Source organism: Streptomyces sp. NPDC002467 (genome assembly GCF_042889825.1).
Lineage (GTDB): Bacteria > Actinomycetota > Actinomycetes > Streptomycetales > Streptomycetaceae > Streptomyces.
Genome location: NZ_JBIARJ010000012.1, coordinates 22,308 through 39,521, shown reverse-complemented (window position 1 = coordinate 39,521; position 17,214 = coordinate 22,308). Strand labels below are relative to the sequence as shown.

Here is a 17,214-nt window from a genome sequence, read left to right as displayed (position 1 = left end):
TGGCGACTGGGCGCGTTCGGTCGGTGCCGCTACGCGCACAACTGCCCCTATTTTTGCCGCAGGAAGCTCTTTATGTCCGATTTATGTGAGGCGTAGGTCTCGGGGAAAGGCCGGTTTCAACTGTTTGGAACACGGCCGTTAACCGTGCTGGAATTCAACGAACTAGCTAGTAGTACCGCCGAGAGGTTGTTGGTCGAGTGAGGCGAAGCAACGCAAGCCCCGCGGATGAACCCGCGCGCGGCAACTTCACCCCGCCGCCGCGAGCGGCCGCGTCGGTCGACGTTCCCGTGGCCCCGCCCGTGAGCAGCGGGAGCACCAGCAGGTTCTCCCCCCGCAACTGGCGCGTGCCGACCCGTCTGAACGCGATCCTGCTCGTACCCGCCCTCGTCGGGCTGGTCATGGGCGGTTTCCAGGTGAAGGGCTCGATCGACACCTGGAACGAGGCCAAGGACGCCGAGAAGATAGCCAGGGTCGTCCAGGCCGCCTCGGAATACAGCCAGGCGCTGCTCAACGAGCGTGACCTCACCGCCGAGCCCCTGCTGAGCGGCGACAACAAGAACGAAGTCATCTCCAAGGTCCGCGGGACGACCGACGCGGCCAAGGTGAAGTTCGACCGGGCCGTCAAGGACCTGCCCGAGAACCAGGGCATGGAACGTCGTCTGGACCTCTTCCGCGCGGAGGAGCCCAAGCTGACGCAGGTCCGCGAGAAGGCCTACCAGCAGGCACTCGAGACCGCGAAGAAGAACCTCCAGGCCGGCCAGCCGGGTCCCATCCCGACTGAAGAGGGTTACGTGCTCGTCGAGCACTACCTGATGCAGTTCTCGAACGAACTCGGCCTCGGTACCGGCAACGTGACCTCGTACGGCCGCATGGTCTACGCGATCGAGCTCGCCAAGGCGGCGAACTCGCTGCAGCGCTCCGTCGGCACCCACCTGCTGGTCCGCCCGAACCCCGACGAGAACATACGCAAGGGCCAGATCGTCGCCTTCTCCTCCTACGCGTACCTCGAGGAAATCGCCATCGGCGAGTACGTCGCGGCCGGTACCGAGGAGGACGTGAACCGCCTCAAGGAGGTCATGGCGGAGAAGTCGAAGGCGGGCGAGGCCCGGCTCACCGAGGCCAAGCGCCAGGCCGAGCAGGCCGGCGTCAAGTTCGTGCCGCCGCCGGCGGGGGCCAACGGCTCCCCGCTCGCCGGCATGACCGACGCGATCGCCAGCGGTGCGTCCAAGAAGCAGCTGGCCGACGGCGGCACCACGCCCGCCGCCTGGCAGGCCGCCGCCACCGCGAAGTTCGACGGCTACGACGAGGTCGAGAAGGAACTCCTCGACAAGGCCGTCAAGGACGCCGTCGCGGTCTCCGACGAGGCCCGCACCGAGGCCATCACCAACGGCGCCATCGTCGTCGTGGCCCTGCTCGCCGCCTTCATCCTCGCGGGTCTCATGGCCCGCCAGATGGGCCGCGCGATGCGCCGCCTGCGCTCCGCCGCCTTCGACATCGCCGAGCAGCGCCTGCCGTCGCTCGTCGACCAGCTCTCGCGCACCGACCCCGGCAAGGTCGACACCCGCGTGCAGCCGATCCCGATCGACTCCGCGGACGAGATCGGCGAGGTCGCACGGGCCTTCGACCAGGTCCACCGCGAGGCGGTCCGGCTCGCCGCCGAGCAGGCGCTCCTGCGAGGGAACGTCAACGCGATCTTCACGAACCTCTCCATGCGCAACCAGTCGCTGATCGAGGGCCAGCTGACCCTCATCACCGACCTGGAGAACAACGAGGCCGACCCGGACCAGCTGGAGAACCTCTTCCGCCTGGACCACCTGGCCACCCGTATGCGCCGCAACGGCGAGAACCTCCTCATCCTCGCGGGTGAGGAGCCCGGCCGCCGCTGGGACCAGCCGGTGCCCCTCGTGGACGTCCTGCGCGCCGCCTCCTCCGAGGTGGAGCAGTACGAGCGCATCGAGCTCTCCGGCGTCTCGGACGCCGAGATCCACGGCCAGGCCGTGACCGACCTCGTGCACCTCCTCGCCGAGCTCCTGGAGAACGCCACCACGTTCTCCTCCCCGCAGACCAAGGTCCGCGTCAACGCGACCCGTCTGCCGGACGGCCGCGTGATGGTCGAGATCCACGACAAGGGCATCGGCCTCACCGCCGAGGACTTCGCGGACATCAACCACAAGCTCGCCAACCCGCCTACCGTGGACGCCGCGATCTCGCAGCGCATGGGTCTGTTCGTGGTCGGCCGGCTGGCGGACCGCCACAGCATCCGCGTCCAGCTGCGCCCCTCGGGCGAGGCGGCCGGCACCACGTCGCTGGTCATGCTCCCGGACGCCATCACCCACGGTGGCGGTGGCGAGGGCATCCCGGACGACGACTTCACCGTCTCCTCGATGATCCCGCAGCAGCAGGCCCAGCAGGCCGCTCCGATGCGCACGGCGGCCGAGCTCGGCTTCGACGACTCGCGCTACGACCAGCCGGGCGCCGACGGCCGTGACCTCGACCCGGTCGGCCGCTCCCTCGTCCGCGAGGAGCGCCGTGCGGCGCTGGAGGCCCAGGCCCAGGGCGGCTACCCGCAGGACGGGCAGCCTCCGTACGAGGGCCAGGCCGGACCGGCCGGGCAGACCGGTTATCCGGAACCCCAGCCGGAACACGGGTACCAGCCGTACCAGGGCTACGAGCAGCAGCCCGAGCAGGGTTTCGAGTCCCCCTACGAGGCACAGCAGCCGCAGCAGGGCTTCGACGCGTACCAGCAGCAGGACTACGGCTATGCGGAAGCCGGCTACCAGGAGCAGCAGCAGGCCGAGCAGGCCTACGACGGCGGCTACGAGGCCCGGTCGGAGCAGGCCGAGTGGCCGGCGCAGAACTCCTACCAGCCCGCGTACGAGCAGGACTACGGCACCGAATCGGAATCGCCCTCCGTACCCGAACAGGCCCCGGAGCGCGTAGGCTTCGACCGTTCGGGCACCGCTGCGGACACCGGTCACGCGATGACCGGGGCGGGCCTGCCGCGGCGCGGCAGCCAGCAGCAGTGGCAGCCGGCACAGCAGGAAGCGGAGTCTTCCGGGTCCCTCTTCGAGCAGCGGCCGCCGCGTCAGCAGCAGCCCGCGGCTCCGGAGCGGGAAGCGGAGACCACGGATGGCAGCGGCGGCTGGCGCTCGGGCAACGACGAGCGCTGGCAGCAGGCCGCCAAACTCCGTGAGCCGAAGGCGGGCGGGGTCACCCCCTCCGGTCTCCCTCGGCGGGTGCCCAAGGCCAACCTGGTCGAGGGCGCGGCGGAGACGACCCCGCAGGGAGGCCCCCAGGTCTCCCGCGCCCCGGAGGACGTCCGCGGCAGGTTGAGCAACCTGCGGCGGGGTGTCCAGCAGGGACGCAACGCGGGTTCCGAGCAGTCAAGTAACAGCTATGACCAGGAGCGTTAGTGTGAGCGCGATGAGCCAGGCGGCGCAGAACCTGAACTGGTTGATCACCAACTTCGTGGACAACACCCCCGGGGTGTCCCACACTGTGGTGGTCTCCGCCGACGGCCTTCTGCTGGCGATGTCCGACGGATTTCCGCGCGACCGCGCCGATCAGCTGGCGGCCGTGGCCTCCGGACTGACCTCGCTGACCGCCGGAGCCTCCCGTATCTTCGAGGGCGGCGCCGTCAACCAGACCGTGGTCGAGATGGACCGGGGATTCCTCTTCCTCATGTCCGTCTCCGACGGATCCTCCCTCGCAGTGCTGGCGCACCCCGAGTGCGACATCGGCCTCGTAGGCTACGAGATGGCCCTTCTTGTGGACCGAGCGGGCAGTGTCCTTACCCCGGATCTGCGTGCGGAGCTGCAGGGAAGTCTTCTCAACTAACAGACAGGCAGTGTGTTTCGCGCCATCGCACCGTAGGGTGCGGTGGCGCGGTTCCACAGGGAGTACTGCGTTCTTGGAGTCGGAGGAGGAAACGTGACAACACCCGGAGGACATCCTTATGGCGGCGCTCAGCAGCAGCCGCAGGGTGGGCACGACCAGAACCGCTTCAACTTCCCCTCCGCTCCCAGCCGGCCCGTGCCGGAGCAAAACCCGTACCAGCAACAGCCGTACGGGCGGCCCCAGCAGCCTCAGCAGCCCTCCATGCCGGCGCAGCAGCCCCCGCGCGCTTCCCGGCAGCCGGCTCCCAAGGCCCACAATCCGCTGGTGCGTCCGTACGCGATGACCGGCGGCCGTACCCGGCCGCGCTACCAGCTCGCCATCGAGGCGCTGGTCAGTACCACGGCGGATCCCGCGCGTCTGCAAGGGCAGTTGCCCGAGCACCAGCGCATCTGCCGCCTGTGCCAGGAGATCAAATCCGTCGCGGAGATCTCGGCACTTCTCTCCATTCCTCTTGGTGTCGCCCGCATCCTCGTCGCCGACCTGGCTGAGGCGGGCCTTGTCGCCATTCACCAGCCCGGCGGCGACGAGTCTGCCGGCGGCCAGCCAGATGTGACACTGCTCGAAAGGGTGCTCAGTGGACTTCGCAAGCTCTAACGGCGGAGCGGCTCCCGCCCGCTCGACCACCTCGGCGAAGATCGTGGTGGCGGGTGGCTTCGGCGTGGGCAAGACCACGTTCGTCGGCGCGGTCTCCGAGATCAACCCGCTGCGCACCGAAGCCGTCATGACCAGCGCCTCCGCCGGGATCGACGACCTGACCCACACCGGGGACAAGACGACCACCACGGTCGCCATGGACTTCGGCCGCATCACGCTGGACCAGGACCTGATCCTGTACCTCTTCGGTACCCCCGGACAGGACCGCTTCTGGTTCATGTGGGACGACCTCGTCCGCGGCGCCATCGGCGCCGTCGTGCTCGTGGACACCCGCCGCCTGGCGGACTGCTTCCCCGCGGTGGACTACTTCGAGAACAGCGGCCTGCCGTTCGTGATCGCCCTCAACGGCTTCGACGGCCACCAGCCGTACACGCCGGAGGAAGTCCGCGAGGCCCTGCAGATCGGCCCGGACGCCCCCATCATCACCACCGACGCCCGCCACCGCGCGGACGCCAAGAGCGCGCTCATCACGCTCGTCGAGCACGCGCTGATGGCGCGCCTGCGCTAGCGGCGCCGCCCGAACCGGCGGAAGGCCCCCGTGTCGTACGACACGGGGGCCTTCCGCGTGCCGTACGCGGCTGCCGCACGCGGGTTCCGGTGCGCGGTTCGGTCAACGGCATGCGGAAGGCCCCGCACCCTCCGGGGTGCGGGGCCTTCTCGGCTTCGGGGCTCAGCCCTGCCAGCTGTGCGGGGCGCGGAAGCCCGGCGTGCGCTCCAGACGGCGCCAGCCGGCCTGGGAGCGGGGGGTGGCGGCGGTCTCGGGGGTGGCGGCGGCGCGGGCGAGCAGGATCGCGGTGATCGCGGCCAGCTCCTCGGGGGCGGCGTTGCCCTTTTCGACGCGCAGCAGGGTGTCGGTGCTCATCGGTGGCTTGTCTCCTCTTACTGCGGCGGATTGCCGTGCTTGCGGGACGGCAGGTCGGCGTGCTTGTTGCGGAGCATCGCGAGGGCGGCCACGAGGGTCTCGCGGGTCTCGGCGGGGTCGATGACGTCGTCGACGAGGCCGCGCTCGGCCGCGTAGTACGGGTGCATCAGCTCGGCCTTGTACTCCTTGACCATGCGGACGCGCATGGCCTCGGGGTCCTCGGCGTCCGCGATCTGCTTGCGGAAGATGACGTTGGCCGCGCCCTCGGCGCCCATGACGGCGATCTCGTTGGTGGGCCAGGCGTAGGTGATGTCGGCGCCGATGGACTGGGAGTCCATGACGATGTACGCGCCGCCGTAGGCCTTGCGCAGGATCAGCGAGATCCGCGGGACGGTGGCGTTGCAGTACGCGTACAGCAGCTTGGCGCCGTGGCGGATGATGCCGCCGTGCTCCTGGTCGACGCCCGGCAGGAAGCCGGGGACGTCCAGCAGCGTGATGATCGGGATGTTGAAGGCGTCGCACATCTGGACGAAGCGCGCGGCCTTCTCGGAGGCCTCGATGTCGAGGACGCCGGCGAGGTGGCCGGGCTGGTTGGCGACGATGCCGACGACCTGTCCGTCCATCCGGGCCAGGGCACAGATGATGTTGCGGGCCCAGCGCTCGTGGATCTCCAGGACGTCGCCCTCGTCGACGATCTCCTCGATGACCTTGAGCATGTCGTACGGGCGGTTCCCGTCGGCGGGGACCAGGTCCAGCAGGACGTCGCTGCGGCGGTCGGCCGGGTCGCTCGACTCGTGGACGGGCGGGTTCTCGCGGTTGTTGGAGGGCAGCATCGAGATCAGGTAGCGGACCTCGGAGATGCAGGTCTCCTCGTCGTCGTACGCGAAGTGCGCGACGCCCGAGGTCTCGGCGTGCACGTCGGCGCCGCCGAGGCCGTTCTGGGTGATCTCCTCGCCGGTCACCGCGCGGACCACGTCCGGGCCGGTGATGAACATCTGCGAGGTGTCCCGGACCATGAACACGAAGTCGGTGAGGGCCGGGGAGTACGCGGCGCCGCCGGCGCACGGGCCCAGCATCACGGAGATCTGCGGGATGACGCCGGAGGCCTTGGTGTTGCGCTGGAAGATGCCGCCGTAGCCGGCGAGGGCGGAGACGCCCTCCTGGATGCGGGCGCCGGCGCCGTCGTTCAGGGAGACCAGCGGGGCACCGGCCGCGATGGCCATGTCCATGATCTTGTGGATCTTGGTGGCGTGGGCCTCGCCCAGGGCGCCACCGAAGATGCGGAAGTCGTGCGCGTACACGAAGACCGTGCGGCCCTCGACCGTGCCCCAGCCGGTGATGACACCGTCGGTGTACGGCTTCTTGGCCTCCAGGCCGAAGCCGGTCGCGCGGTGGCGGCGGAGCTGTTCGACCTCCTTGAAGGAACCCTCGTCGAGCAGCAGCGCGATGCGCTCACGGGCGGTGAGCTTGCCCTTGGCGTGCTGGGTCTCGGTCGCGCGGTCACTGGGGCCGCGCCGCGCCTGCTCGCGCAGGGAGTGCAGCTCGGCCACGCGCCCGCGGGCGTCCGTGGGCTCGCTCGGGGTCTGGTCCACAACGGTCATGTACCGACCTTACGAAGCGGGTCGTCAAAATCCTCCGTTCATTCCGCACAGTCTCCGGAGTGTTCCGCTGTCCGGCCCGCACAGTACGGCGAAGGGATGCAAGGACTTCACCAGACGGGACCTTCGTCCTTTGTGTGACTTCCACAAAACCGCGTGACACACGGCAGAGATGTTGAAATTTGAACGGAATGGGCCTAACGTCGTTCTCGTTGAAGTCGTTGAACATTCAACAGAGCCCGTGCAGAGCGTGCGGGAACCTACCGAGGAGCAAGTCATGGGTCTCTTCACCCGCCGCAACCAGACCGCCGCCACCACCGCCCCCGCCGCTCTCGCGGTGGACCCGGCGCTCGCCGCCCTCACCGGCGACTACGCCATCGACCCGGCCCACAGCAGCATCGGCTTCACCGTCCGGCACGCCATGGTGACCAACGTCCGCGGCGCGTTCGAGGCGTTCGAGGGCAGCCTGCGCCTGGACGGCGCCGAGCCCGCCCGGTCCACCGCCTCCATCGACGTGACGATCGGCTCGGTCAACACCGGCATCGCGGACCGCGACGCCCACCTGCTGGGCAGCGACTTCTTCGACGCCGAGCTCTTCCCGAAGATGACCTTCCGGTCCACCGGGGCCGCTCAGCTGGGCGGCGACAAGTACCGCGTCACCGGCGAGCTGACCATCAAGGACGTGACGCGGCCGCTCTCCATCGACCTGGAGTTCAACGGCTCCGCCACCGACGTCTACGGCAGCGAGCGCGTGGGCTTCGAGGGCTCCGCCGAGATCCTGCGCTCCGAGTGGGGCCTGACCTGGAACGCGGCGCTGGAGGCCGGCGGTGTGATGGTCAGCGACAAGGTGAAGCTGACCTTCGACATCTCCGCGATCAAGCAGGCCTGACCGGAGCCAGGGGGCGGCTAGAAGCCGCCCCCGCCGTCGAACCCACCGCCACCGTCGAAGCCGCCACCGCCGCCGAAGTCCCCGCCCCCGAAGTCGGACGGGTTGAAGTCGGCCCCGGACACGTCGCCTCCGTCGAAGCCTCCGTCGAAGCCGTTGCCGCCGCCGTAATCGGAGGCGTAGGCGGGACTGGACATCATCGAACCGAGCATCGTGCCCATGAGCAGACCGGGCAGGATTCCGCCACCGAAGTAGCCGCCGGCCCAGGGACCGTACGCCGGGCCGGCGTCGTAGTAGGGGCGCGGCCCGTGTTCGGTGTCGACCGTGCGCACCGCCGGGTCCAGGCCGTCGCGCAGCCGTACGGCGTCCGCCGCGCAGACCGGCACGGTACGGGCGGCCCCGCCCGCGGGAGCCCAGCCGGCGTCCTCGGTGCTCGGTCCGTGGCGCGGGTCGAAGAAGCACGGCGAACGGCGCTCGGGCAGCGGCCTGCCCTGCCGGCGCGCGTCCAGGCGGGCCAGCGCGAACCGGCCGTCCTCCAGGGCCTGTGTGACCCCCTTGACCTCTTCCGGGTGCCGGACCGAGGCCATGATCTGCTTGGCCTTCTCGTACGAGTCGAGCCCCTGCTCGTAGTCCCCCCGCATGGCGTCGTCGGCGCCGGGCTCGCCGGGGTGGAAGTCGAGCCGTTCCAGTTCCTCGCCGAAGGCCGTGATGTCCTCGTCGACGACCACGCCGAGCCGCTCGATCGCCTCGCGCCGGGCCTCTTCCTTCTTCTTCCTGTTGCGCCGTACCAGCGCGTACGCACCGCCGCCGCCGACCGCGGCGACCGCGGCCAGGGCGATCAGGCCGCCGACGGGGGCGCCGGAGTCCGCGCCGGCGCCACCCCAGGAAGCCGGGGCGCGGCCCTTGGTCTGGCTCAGCGCCTGGTCCACGAAGTTGTCGAGCTGGGTGCCCGCGTCCGGCGATCCCACCTTCACCGCGTCGGTCAGGTTGCGCACGGCGTTCGTGGGCATGACGGCCCGGTCGGCCCCGGCGTTGAAGCCGTCGCCGAGCCGGATCGCGTAGAGCCCGGTGATCCCCGTCTCGGCACGGACCGCGCCGAGCACCTTGTCGGCGGGGAACTCGGCGGTGTTCGGCAGCACGGCGACGAAGACGGGCTTGTCCGCGTCCTTGATCTTCTTCGCGAGCGCGTCCGCCTCGGCCTTCGGCAGCTGCGCCTCGGCCCGGGGGTCGACGTAGACGGGCCCGCGCTTGAGGGCCTCCCCCACGGCGGCCACGCCCGTGTCGGCCGACGCCTGCGGGGCGACCAACAGGGCGGTCGCCGACAGGGCCAACAGCAGACCGGACAACGCCGATCCCATGCGTACGGATATCAGCCTGGTCCTCATACACATGAAGCTACCCGAACGGGCTAATCCTTGTGTGAATGGGACATAAGCCCGCCCTGACGGGCGGGCGACGGAACTACTCGGCCGGTTCCACACCCGCATGGAGGAGGCCGTACGTGAAGGCGTCCTCCAGGGCCTGCCAGGAGGCGGCGATCACGTTCTCGGCGACGCCGACCGTGGACCACTCGCGGCTGCCGTCCGTCGTGGAGATCAGGACGCGGGTCGTGGACTCCGTGCCGTGCTTGCCCTCCAGGATGCGGACCTTGTAGTCGATCAGCTCGAACTTGGCCAGCTGGGGGTAGAAGCGCTCCAGGGCGACCCGGAGCGCGCGGTCCAACGCGTTGACGGGGCCGTTGCCCTCCGCCGTGGCGACGATCCGCTCGCCCTTGGCCCACAGCTTGACCGTGGCCTCGTTGGCGTGGGTGCCGTCCGGGCGGTCCTCGACGATCGCGCGCCACGACTCGACCCGGAAGTACTTGCGGGCCCGGCCCTCGGCCTCCGCCCGCAGCAGCAGTTCGAATGAGGCGTCGGCCGCCTCGTAGGTGTAGCCCTGGAGCTCCCGCTCCTTGACCCGTTCCACGACCCGGGAGATCAGCGCGCGGTCCCCGTTGAGGTCGACGCCGAGCTCCTTGCCCTTGAGCTCGATGGAGGCCCGGCCGGCCATGTCGGAGACCAGCATCCGCATGGTGTTGCCGACCCGCTCGGGGTCGATGTGCTGGTAGAGATCCGGGTCGACCTTGATGGCCGAGGCGTGCAGGCCCGCCTTGTGCGCGAAGGCGGAGAGGCCGACGTACGGCTGGTGCGTGGAGGGGGTGAGGTTCACGACCTCGGCGATGGCGTGCGAGATCCGGGTCATCTCGGCCAGCGCGCCCTCGGGGAGGACCTGGCGCCCGTACTTGATCTCCAGGGCGGCGACGACGGGGAAGAGGTTGGCGTTGCCGACGCGCTCGCCGTAGCCGTTCGCCGTGCACTGGACGTGCGTGGCGCCGGCGTCGACGGCCGCGAGGGTGTTGGCGACGGCGCAGCCGGTGTCGTCCTGGGCGTGGATGCCGAGGCGGGCTCCGGTGTCGGCGAGGACGGTGGCGACGGTCGCGGTCACCTGGGCGGGCAGCATGCCGCCGTTGGTGTCGCAGAGGATGACGACGTCGGCACCGGCCTCGTGGGCGGCGCGTACGACGGACTTCGCGTACTCGGCATTGGCGCGGTAGCCGTCGAAGAAGTGCTCGCAGTCGACGAAGACGCGGCGCCCCTGGCCGACCAGGTAGGAGACGGTGTCGCGGACCATCTCCACGTTCTCGTCGAGGGTGGTGCGCAGGGCGAGCTCGACGTGGCGGTCGTGGGACTTGGCGACGAGGGTGATCACCGGGGCGCCGGACTCCAGCAGCGCCCGGACCTGCGGGTCCGTGGCGGCCGAACCGCCGGCGCGGCGGGTCGCGCCGAAGGCGACGAGCTGGGCGTTCTTGAAGTCGATCTCCGCCTGGGCGCGGGCGAAGAACTCCGTGTCGCGGGGGTTGGCGCCGGGCCAGCCGCCCTCGATGAAGCCCACGCCGAACTCGTCGAGGTGCCGGGCGATCGTCAGCTTGTCGGCGACGGTGAGGTTGATGCCCTCTCGCTGGGCGCCGTCGCGCAGGGTGGTGTCGAAGACGTGGAAGCTGTCGTCCAGGCCCCCGGACAGCACGTGTGCCGCCTCTGGTGTCGTCGTCATGCTGATCTGACTCCTGTCGGATGAGTGGTTCCGGGTACCCGGGATCCACTGCCCCCATCATCGCGCGCGTTCACGTCCCGGCATGGATGGTGCCGGGAAACGAAAAAACCTCTCGCGGGTGCGAGAGGTTTGCGCGCGGGTCTGGGGCACGGTGGCCGCATCCCGCGAAGGTCTTCCACGGTTCAGCGGCCACTGAGGACCGGCGCGCTGCTGGCGATAATCATGAGCTGAGCAGGCACGCTCGCAGTGTGCCACACCGCTCGCCGCGTATGGACGGGGGTCTCAGCATGCGGTCACCGCCGGCCTGCCCGGCGATACCAGGAGCGGCCCGGCTGCCGGATCGCCCGCAGGGCGATTCCAGCCCCGCCGGCGTTTGAGGCGCGGGGTCCGGGGCGGAGCCCCGGCAGCGGCGCCGCGGGCGGAATGCGGGCTACCCCTCGGGGGTGAGGGCTTCCGTGAGGTATTCGCGGACGTGGTCCAGGATTTCCGCGCGGTCGACCGTCGGCAGACCCACCGCCAGTTGGATGCTGAAGCCGTCCAGCAGCGCCCGGGTGCGTGCCGCGAAGCGGTCGGCGTCCACCGGGCGGAACTCGCCGCGCGAGATCCCCTCCGCGAGAAGGGCCACCAGGTCGCGGTGCCAGGCGCCCTCGATGGCCGCCTGCCGGTCGCGTTCCTCGGGGCCGGCGTTCTGGGAGCGGTTCCAGACCTCCAGCCACAGCGTCCAGTGCGGGTCACGGGCCCGCGTGGGCACGTAGAGGTCCACGTACGACGCCAGCCGCTCCCGCACCGGACCGCGCCGGGACAGCAGGGCGCGCCGCTCGGTGCCCAGTTCCGCCTCGCTCCACTCCAGGGTCTGCAGCAGGAGCTCGTCCTTGCTGCGGAAGTAGTAGAGGAGGTGGCCGCTGCTCATGCCGACCTCGCGGCCCAGACCGGCCATGGTCAGGCCTTCCAGCCCGCGCTCGGCGATCGTGGCCATGGCGGCGACGAGTACGTCCTCGCGCGGGGGCGCGTTCTTGCGCGCCGCCCGTACCGGTACTCCACCCGCCGCCATGGTCACTCCTTCGAACGTGGTGCCTCGGGTCAGACCTTCGGCTGCTGCTGGGTGATGCAGTGGATACCGCCACCCCCGGCGAAAATCGTACGTGCGTCGACGAGGGTCACCGTCCGCTCGGGGAACAGGCCGCGGAAGATCTCGGCGGCCTCCTCGTCGCGCGGGTCGTCGAAGGAGCACAGGACGACGCCGTCGTTGCACAGGTAGTGGTTGATGTAGGAGTAGTCGACCCACTCCCCGTCCTCTTCCAGCACGGTCGGCGCCGGGATCTCCACGACCTCCAGCCGCCGGCCCTGCGCGTCCGTGGAGGCGCGCAGGATGGCCGCGATGGTCTTGCAGCGCTCGTGGTCCGGGTGGGCCGGGTCGGGCTGGCTGTGGACCATGACGACGCCCGGGCGGGCGAAGGCGGCGACGATGTCGACGTGGCCCTGCGTGCCGTAGGTGCCGTAGTCGCCGGCCAGGCCGTACGGGAGCCAGATCGCCTTGGTGGTGCCGAGGTGGGCGTGGATCTCCTGCTCGACCTGCTCGCGGGTCCAGTCGGGGTTGCGGCCCTTGCCCAGCTGGACCGTGTCGGTGAGGAGCACGGTGCCCTCGCCGTCCACGTGGATGGCGCCGCCCTCGTTCACGAGCGTGGTGCTGTAGGTACGGGTGCCGACCACGTCCGAGACGTGCCGGGCGATCTTGGAGTCGTGCTCCCAGCGGGCCCATTCCTGGGCGCCCCAGCCGTTGAAGGTCCAGTCGACGGCCGCCAGCTCGCCCGCGTCGTTGGTGACGAAGGTCGGGCCGATGTCGCGCATCCAGGCGTCGTCGAGGTCCCGCTCCACCAGCACCAGTTCGTGGCCGTCGGCCCCGCCGACGATGGCGCGGGCGCTCTCTGCGTCACCGGGCGAGACGACGAGGGTCACGGGCTCGTACGTGCGCACCGCGCGGGCCACGGCTCCCCAGGCCTCGCGGGCCTCGGCGAGCTCCTGCTCGTTGGTGAAGGTCGGGTTGGGGCTCGGCCAGGCCATCCAGGTGCGCTCGTGGGGCGTCCACTCGGCGGGCATCCGGAATCCGTCGTTCACGGGCTTGTTCGTGGTCATGAGGGGTCCTTACGGGCTTACGGGCAAGGCTGCTTAGAGGAAATACAGGCGGTTGAGGGAGACCGACTCGGCCGCTTCGGAGCGCAGCGGTTCCCCGTCGAGGGAGACGAGGCCGCTGCGCGCGTCCACATCGACCGCGCCCACCCGGGAGTTGAGGAGCAGGTCCTTGGGGCCGATGCCGCGGGTGCCGCGGACGGCCACCCTGCGCCTGCGGGTCGGCATCTCGTCGCTGCCCAGGGCCGCCGCGGCGGCCGAGACGAAGGCGACGGAGATGTCGGCGGCCGTGGCCCCGTACGAGCCGAACTGCGGTCCGAGGACCAACGGTTCGCAGGTGTCGGTGGCCGCGTTGGGGTCGCCGGTGACCCCGTACGCCGGGAAGCCCGACTTGAGGACCAGCTGCGGCTTGGCGCCGAAGAACTGGGGGCGCCACAGCACGATGTCGGCGAGCTTGCCGACCTCGATGGAGCCGATCTCGTGGGCCAGGCCGTGGGCGATGGCCGGGTTGATGGTCAGCTTGGCCATGTAGCGCAGCACGCGGGCGTTGTCGTCGCCCTCGCCGTCGCCGTCCAGGGGGCCGAGCTCGCCCTTCATCTTGGCGGCCATGGCGAAGGTGCGGCGGATGGTCTCGCCCGCGCGGCCCATGCCCTGGGCGTCGGAGGAGGTGATGCCGATCGCGCCCAGGTCGTGCAGTACGTCCTCGGCGCCCATGGTGCCCGCGCGGATCCGGTCGCGAGCCATGGCGGCGTCGCCGGGCAGGTCCGGCTTGAGGTCGTGGACGGAGACGATCATGCCGTAGTGCTCGGCGACCGCGTCCCGGCCGAAGGGCAGGGTGGGATTGGTGGAGGAGCCGATGACGTTCGGCACGCCCGCCATCTTCAGCACGTTCGGGACGTGCCCGCCGCCGCAGCCCTCGATGTGGAAGGCGTGGATGGTCCGGCCCTCCAGTACCCGCAGGGTGTCCTCGACGGAGAGGCACTCGTTCAGGCCGTCGCTGTGCAGGGCGACCTGTACGTCGTGCTCCTCGGCCACGCGCAGCGCGGTGTCCAGGGCGCGGGTGTGGGCGCCCATGTCCTCGTGGACCTTGAAGCCGGAGGCGCCGCCCTCGGCGAGGGCCTCGACGAGGGGGGCCGCGTCGGAGGAGGAACCGCGGGCGAGGAAGCCGATGTTGACGGGCCAGGCGTCGAAGGCGTTGAAGGCGTGCTTCAGGGCCCACGGGGAGTTGACGCCGACGCCCCAGACCGGGCCGAACTCCTGGCCGATGATCGTGGTGACGCCCGCGGCGAGCGAGGCCTCCATGATCCGCGGCGAGAGCAGGTGGACGTGGGTGTCCACGGCGCCGGCCGTCGCGATCAGGCCCTCTCCGGAGACGATGGACGTGCCCGTGCCGACGACCACGTCGACGCCGTCGAGGGTGTCGGGGTTGCCGGCCCGGCCGATCGCGTGGATCCGGCCCTCGCGGATGCCGATGGAGACCTTCCGGATGCCCAGGACCGCGTCGATCACCAGCACGTTGCTGATGACCACGTCGCAGGTCTCGCGGACCGCGGCGGCCTTCAGGTGCAGGCCGTCACGCGCGGTCTTGCCGAAGCCGGCCAGGAACTCGTCCCCGGGCTTCTGCGCGTCGGATTCCACCCGGACGGTGAGTCCGGAGTCTCCGAGCCGCACCCGGTCCCCGGCGCGGGGGCCGAAGACGGAGGCGTACTCGTGGGGGTCGATGTGGCGGCTGCCGGGGGCGCAGTGCGCGCTGTGGTCGGTGTGGGGGGTCTGACGGCTCACGCCTGGTCTCCTTCCGGGGCGCCTGCGGTGGTGTCGGCCACGCCCAGGTAGCCGCAGGCGGCGGCCCGGCGCAGGGCCTCGGCCTTGGCGCCGGGGGCGTCGAGCGGGCCGTCGACCAGGCCCGCGAAGCCGATGGCGACGCGGTCGCCGCCGATCGGGACCAGGCCGACCTCGCCCTCGCCGTGGGGGTCGAACCGGACGGACGAGCCGGCCGGTACGCACAACCGCATGCCGTAGGCGGCGGCGCGGTCGAAGTCGAGGCGGGGGTTGGCCTCGAAGAAGTGGAAGTGGGAGGTGACGCTCACCGGCACGGGGGCGGTGTTGCGCACCCGCAGGTGCAGCACCGGTTCCGGCTGGGGGACGCCGGGGCCGGGCACGACCGCGCCGGGGGCGTCGTCGCCGAGCCGCACGGCGCCCTGGACGGGCGACGAGACCACCGCGAGCCGCGAGCCGTCGTCGAAAACGGCCTCCACGTGCACCTCGGTGACCACGTCGGCCACGCCGGGCAGGACGTCGTCCGGGCCCAGCACGCCCCGGGCCTCCTCGATCGCCTCCGCCAGCCGCTTGCCGTCGCGCGCCGCCTCGCAGACCGTGTCCGCGATCAGCGCGGTGGCCTCGGGGACATTGAGCCGCAGGCCCCGGGCCCGGCGGGCCCTGGCCAGTTCAGCAGCGCTGCGGAGCAGCAGCCGGTCGCGCTCCGTAGGGGTCAGCCGCATGCCGATCCACCACCTCTTGAGTCGATGGGTTAGAGCATCACTCTAACTCTTCATTTCCTCGCAAGGAATCATTGACCTGGGACCAGGGAGTAAGTCACATTGAGTGTCGCTCAAACAAAAAGTTCAACCATCCCCGCCGTGCCAAGGGAGTCCCCCCATGCCCATCGAACAGCGCGGAGTCGACACCATCCCGGAGGAGGAGCGGACGAGCGGTCCCCGCGACCTGATCTCGATCCTCCTCGGCTCCAACCTCTGCCTCGGTGTGATCGTCTTCGGCTGGCTGCCCCCGTCCTTCGGGCTGGGCCTGTGGCCATCGGTCACCGCCATCGTGACCGGCACCCTCGTCGGGATCGCCTTCACCGCGCCGCTGGCACTCGTCTCCCTGCGCACCGCCACCAACCTCTCCACCTCCAGCGGCGCCCAGTTCGGCGTCCGCGGCCGGCTGGTCGGGTCGATCGTGGGTCTGCTGCTGGCGCTCGGCTACACCGCCCTCACGCTGTGGATCGGCGGCGACGTGATGGTCGGCGTACTGTCCCGGCTCACCGGCCTGCCGGACACCGGCGTCTCGCGTGCCGCGATGTACGGCGTACTCGCCGCGTGTACCGTCGTCGGGGCCGTCTTCGGCTACCGACTGCTGCTGCGCATGAGCAAGGTGCTGTCCATCGGCATGGTGGTCCTGCTGGCCATCGGCATCTACGCGTACGCCCCGGACTTCACCACCGCCGCGCCGCCGGAGACCTCCTACCTGCTGGGCTCCTTCTGGCCGACCTGGCTGCTGGCCGCCGTCGCCGCCGGCCTGAGCGGTCCCGTCGCCTTCATCACCCTGCTCGGCGACTACACCCGCTACATCTCCCCCACCAAGCACAGCTCCCGCAAGGTCCTCTGGGCCACCGTCCTCGGCCTGCTGGTCGGCCTGCTCGTCCCGCAGCTGTTCGGCACCTATACCGCGCTCGCCGCCAAGGCCGGCGCCGACTACGCGGGGCCGCTGGTGGAGGCCTCCCCGTTCTGGTACCTGGTTCCGCTGCTCGTCGCGGCCGCCGCAGGCTCCGTGGGCAACGCCGGACTGATGCTCTACTCCATGGGCCTCGACCTGGACGCGATCGTCCCGAAGGCCACCCGCACCAAGGCCACCGTGATCGCCGCGTCCGTGGCCACCGCCTTCGTCTTCATCGGCTCCTTCGAGTGGGACGTCCAGTCCGCGATGACCTCGTTCGTGCTCGTGCTGACCGCGATCGGCACCCCGTGGGCCGTGATCACCCTGATCGGCTTCGTGCGCAGCCGCGGCCGGTACGACGCCGACGCCCTCCAGGTCTTCAACCGCCGTTCGGTGGGCGGGATCTACTGGTACCGCGGCGGCTGGAACCTCGCGGCCACCGCCTCCTGGGCCATCGGCGCCGGCGTCGGCCTGCTCGCGGTGACCACCCCCTTCTACGAGGGCCCGCTGCTCGCCCTCACCGGCGGCGTGGACTGCTCCTTCGTCCTCTCCGGCCTGGTCGGCGGCCTGGTCTACACGGTCCTGACCATCCGCACCGCCCCGGCGGCCGTCCCCGCGCCGGCCGCCGAGGAGCCGGAGCCGGTGGCCGCCGCCGCCTGAGCCGGGCC

Annotated in this window: 14 protein-coding genes; 6 read left to right on the top strand and 8 right to left on the bottom strand. The window is 70.6% G+C overall.

Going from position 1 to position 17,214, the window contains the following annotated elements:
• Positions 1-197: 197 nt before the first annotated feature.
• The 4 genes from ACFYYJ_RS24075 to ACFYYJ_RS24060 all read left to right on the top strand — a co-directional run bounded on the left by ACFYYJ_RS24075 (position 198) and on the right by ACFYYJ_RS24060 (position 5,059).
• The gene (locus ACFYYJ_RS24075) at positions 198-3,413 is read left to right on the top strand and encodes a nitrate- and nitrite sensing domain-containing protein (protein ID WP_389135278.1); all 3,216 of its coding nucleotides are present in this window, start codon (positions 198-200) and stop codon (positions 3,411-3,413) included.
• A gap of 10 nt (positions 3,414-3,423) precedes the next feature.
• Positions 3,424-3,837 carry a roadblock/LC7 domain-containing protein gene (locus ACFYYJ_RS24070; protein ID WP_030037347.1) on the top strand — a complete coding sequence of 138 codons (414 nt, stop codon included), beginning with the start codon at positions 3,424-3,426 and terminating at the stop codon, positions 3,835-3,837.
• A gap of 93 nt (positions 3,838-3,930) precedes the next feature.
• Complete coding sequence (locus tag ACFYYJ_RS24065; protein ID WP_385133643.1) at positions 3,931-4,491, top strand: DUF742 domain-containing protein; 561 nt, start codon at positions 3,931-3,933, stop codon at positions 4,489-4,491.
• The gene (locus ACFYYJ_RS24060) at positions 4,472-5,059 is read left to right on the top strand and encodes an ATP/GTP-binding protein (protein ID WP_073911148.1); all 588 of its coding nucleotides are present in this window, start codon (positions 4,472-4,474) and stop codon (positions 5,057-5,059) included. Before ACFYYJ_RS24065 ends, ACFYYJ_RS24060 begins: the two co-directional genes overlap by 20 nt.
• A gap of 162 nt (positions 5,060-5,221) precedes the next feature.
• Here ACFYYJ_RS24060 and ACFYYJ_RS24055 read toward each other — a convergent pair whose 3' ends face one another.
• Both ACFYYJ_RS24055 and ACFYYJ_RS24050 read right to left on the bottom strand, forming a co-directional pair.
• The gene (locus ACFYYJ_RS24055; RefSeq protein WP_376656562.1) at positions 5,222-5,413 is read right to left on the bottom strand and encodes an acyl-CoA carboxylase subunit epsilon; all 192 of its coding nucleotides are present in this window, start codon (positions 5,411-5,413) and stop codon (positions 5,222-5,224) included.
• Between the two features lie 17 nt (positions 5,414-5,430).
• Positions 5,431-7,014: an acyl-CoA carboxylase subunit beta gene (locus ACFYYJ_RS24050; protein ID WP_384584871.1), complete on the bottom strand. Its 1,584-nt coding sequence runs from the start codon at positions 7,012-7,014 to the stop codon at positions 5,431-5,433.
• Between the two features lie 274 nt (positions 7,015-7,288).
• Between ACFYYJ_RS24050 and ACFYYJ_RS24045 the strand changes: the two genes are divergently transcribed.
• Entirely contained in the window at positions 7,289-7,900 is a 612-nt protein-coding gene (locus ACFYYJ_RS24045) for a YceI family protein (RefSeq protein WP_385132819.1), read from the top strand.
• Between the two features lie 17 nt (positions 7,901-7,917).
• Here the strand turns inward: ACFYYJ_RS24045 and ACFYYJ_RS24040 are convergent, their stop codons facing one another.
• From ACFYYJ_RS24040 to ureA, 6 genes are all read right to left on the bottom strand, one after another.
• A complete protein-coding gene (locus ACFYYJ_RS24040) occupies positions 7,918-9,282 on the bottom strand; it encodes a hypothetical protein (protein ID WP_389135272.1) in 1,365 nt (454 codons plus the stop codon).
• Positions 9,283-9,358: 76 nt separating this feature from the next.
• On the bottom strand, positions 9,359-10,987 hold the full coding sequence (cimA, locus tag ACFYYJ_RS24035) for a citramalate synthase (RefSeq protein WP_385132824.1): 1,629 nt from the start codon (positions 10,985-10,987) through the stop codon (positions 9,359-9,361).
• Between the two features lie 430 nt (positions 10,988-11,417).
• Complete coding sequence (locus tag ACFYYJ_RS24030) at positions 11,418-12,038, bottom strand: TetR/AcrR family transcriptional regulator (protein WP_385132827.1); 621 nt, start codon at positions 12,036-12,038, stop codon at positions 11,418-11,420.
• 29 nt (positions 12,039-12,067) lie between these two features.
• Positions 12,068-13,120 (bottom strand): agmatine/peptidylarginine deiminase, encoded by a 1,053-nt coding sequence (locus ACFYYJ_RS24025; protein ID WP_389135268.1) that lies wholly within the window; start codon positions 13,118-13,120, stop codon positions 12,068-12,070.
• 33 nt (positions 13,121-13,153) lie between these two features.
• Positions 13,154-14,836, bottom strand: coding sequence for an urease subunit alpha (locus tag ACFYYJ_RS24020; RefSeq protein ID WP_389135594.1), 1,683 nt, complete (start codon positions 14,834-14,836; stop codon positions 13,154-13,156).
• Between the two features lie 56 nt (positions 14,837-14,892).
• Positions 14,893-15,612: an urease subunit gamma gene (gene ureA, locus ACFYYJ_RS24015; RefSeq protein WP_385132831.1), complete on the bottom strand. Its 720-nt coding sequence runs from the start codon at positions 15,610-15,612 to the stop codon at positions 14,893-14,895.
• A 157-nt stretch (positions 15,613-15,769) separates the two neighbouring features.
• Here ureA and ACFYYJ_RS24010 point away from each other — a divergent pair, with 157 nt between their 5' ends.
• On the top strand, positions 15,770-17,206 hold the full coding sequence (locus ACFYYJ_RS24010) for a cytosine permease (RefSeq protein ID WP_389135263.1): 1,437 nt from the start codon (positions 15,770-15,772) through the stop codon (positions 17,204-17,206).
• Positions 17,207-17,214: the final 8 nt, after the last annotated feature.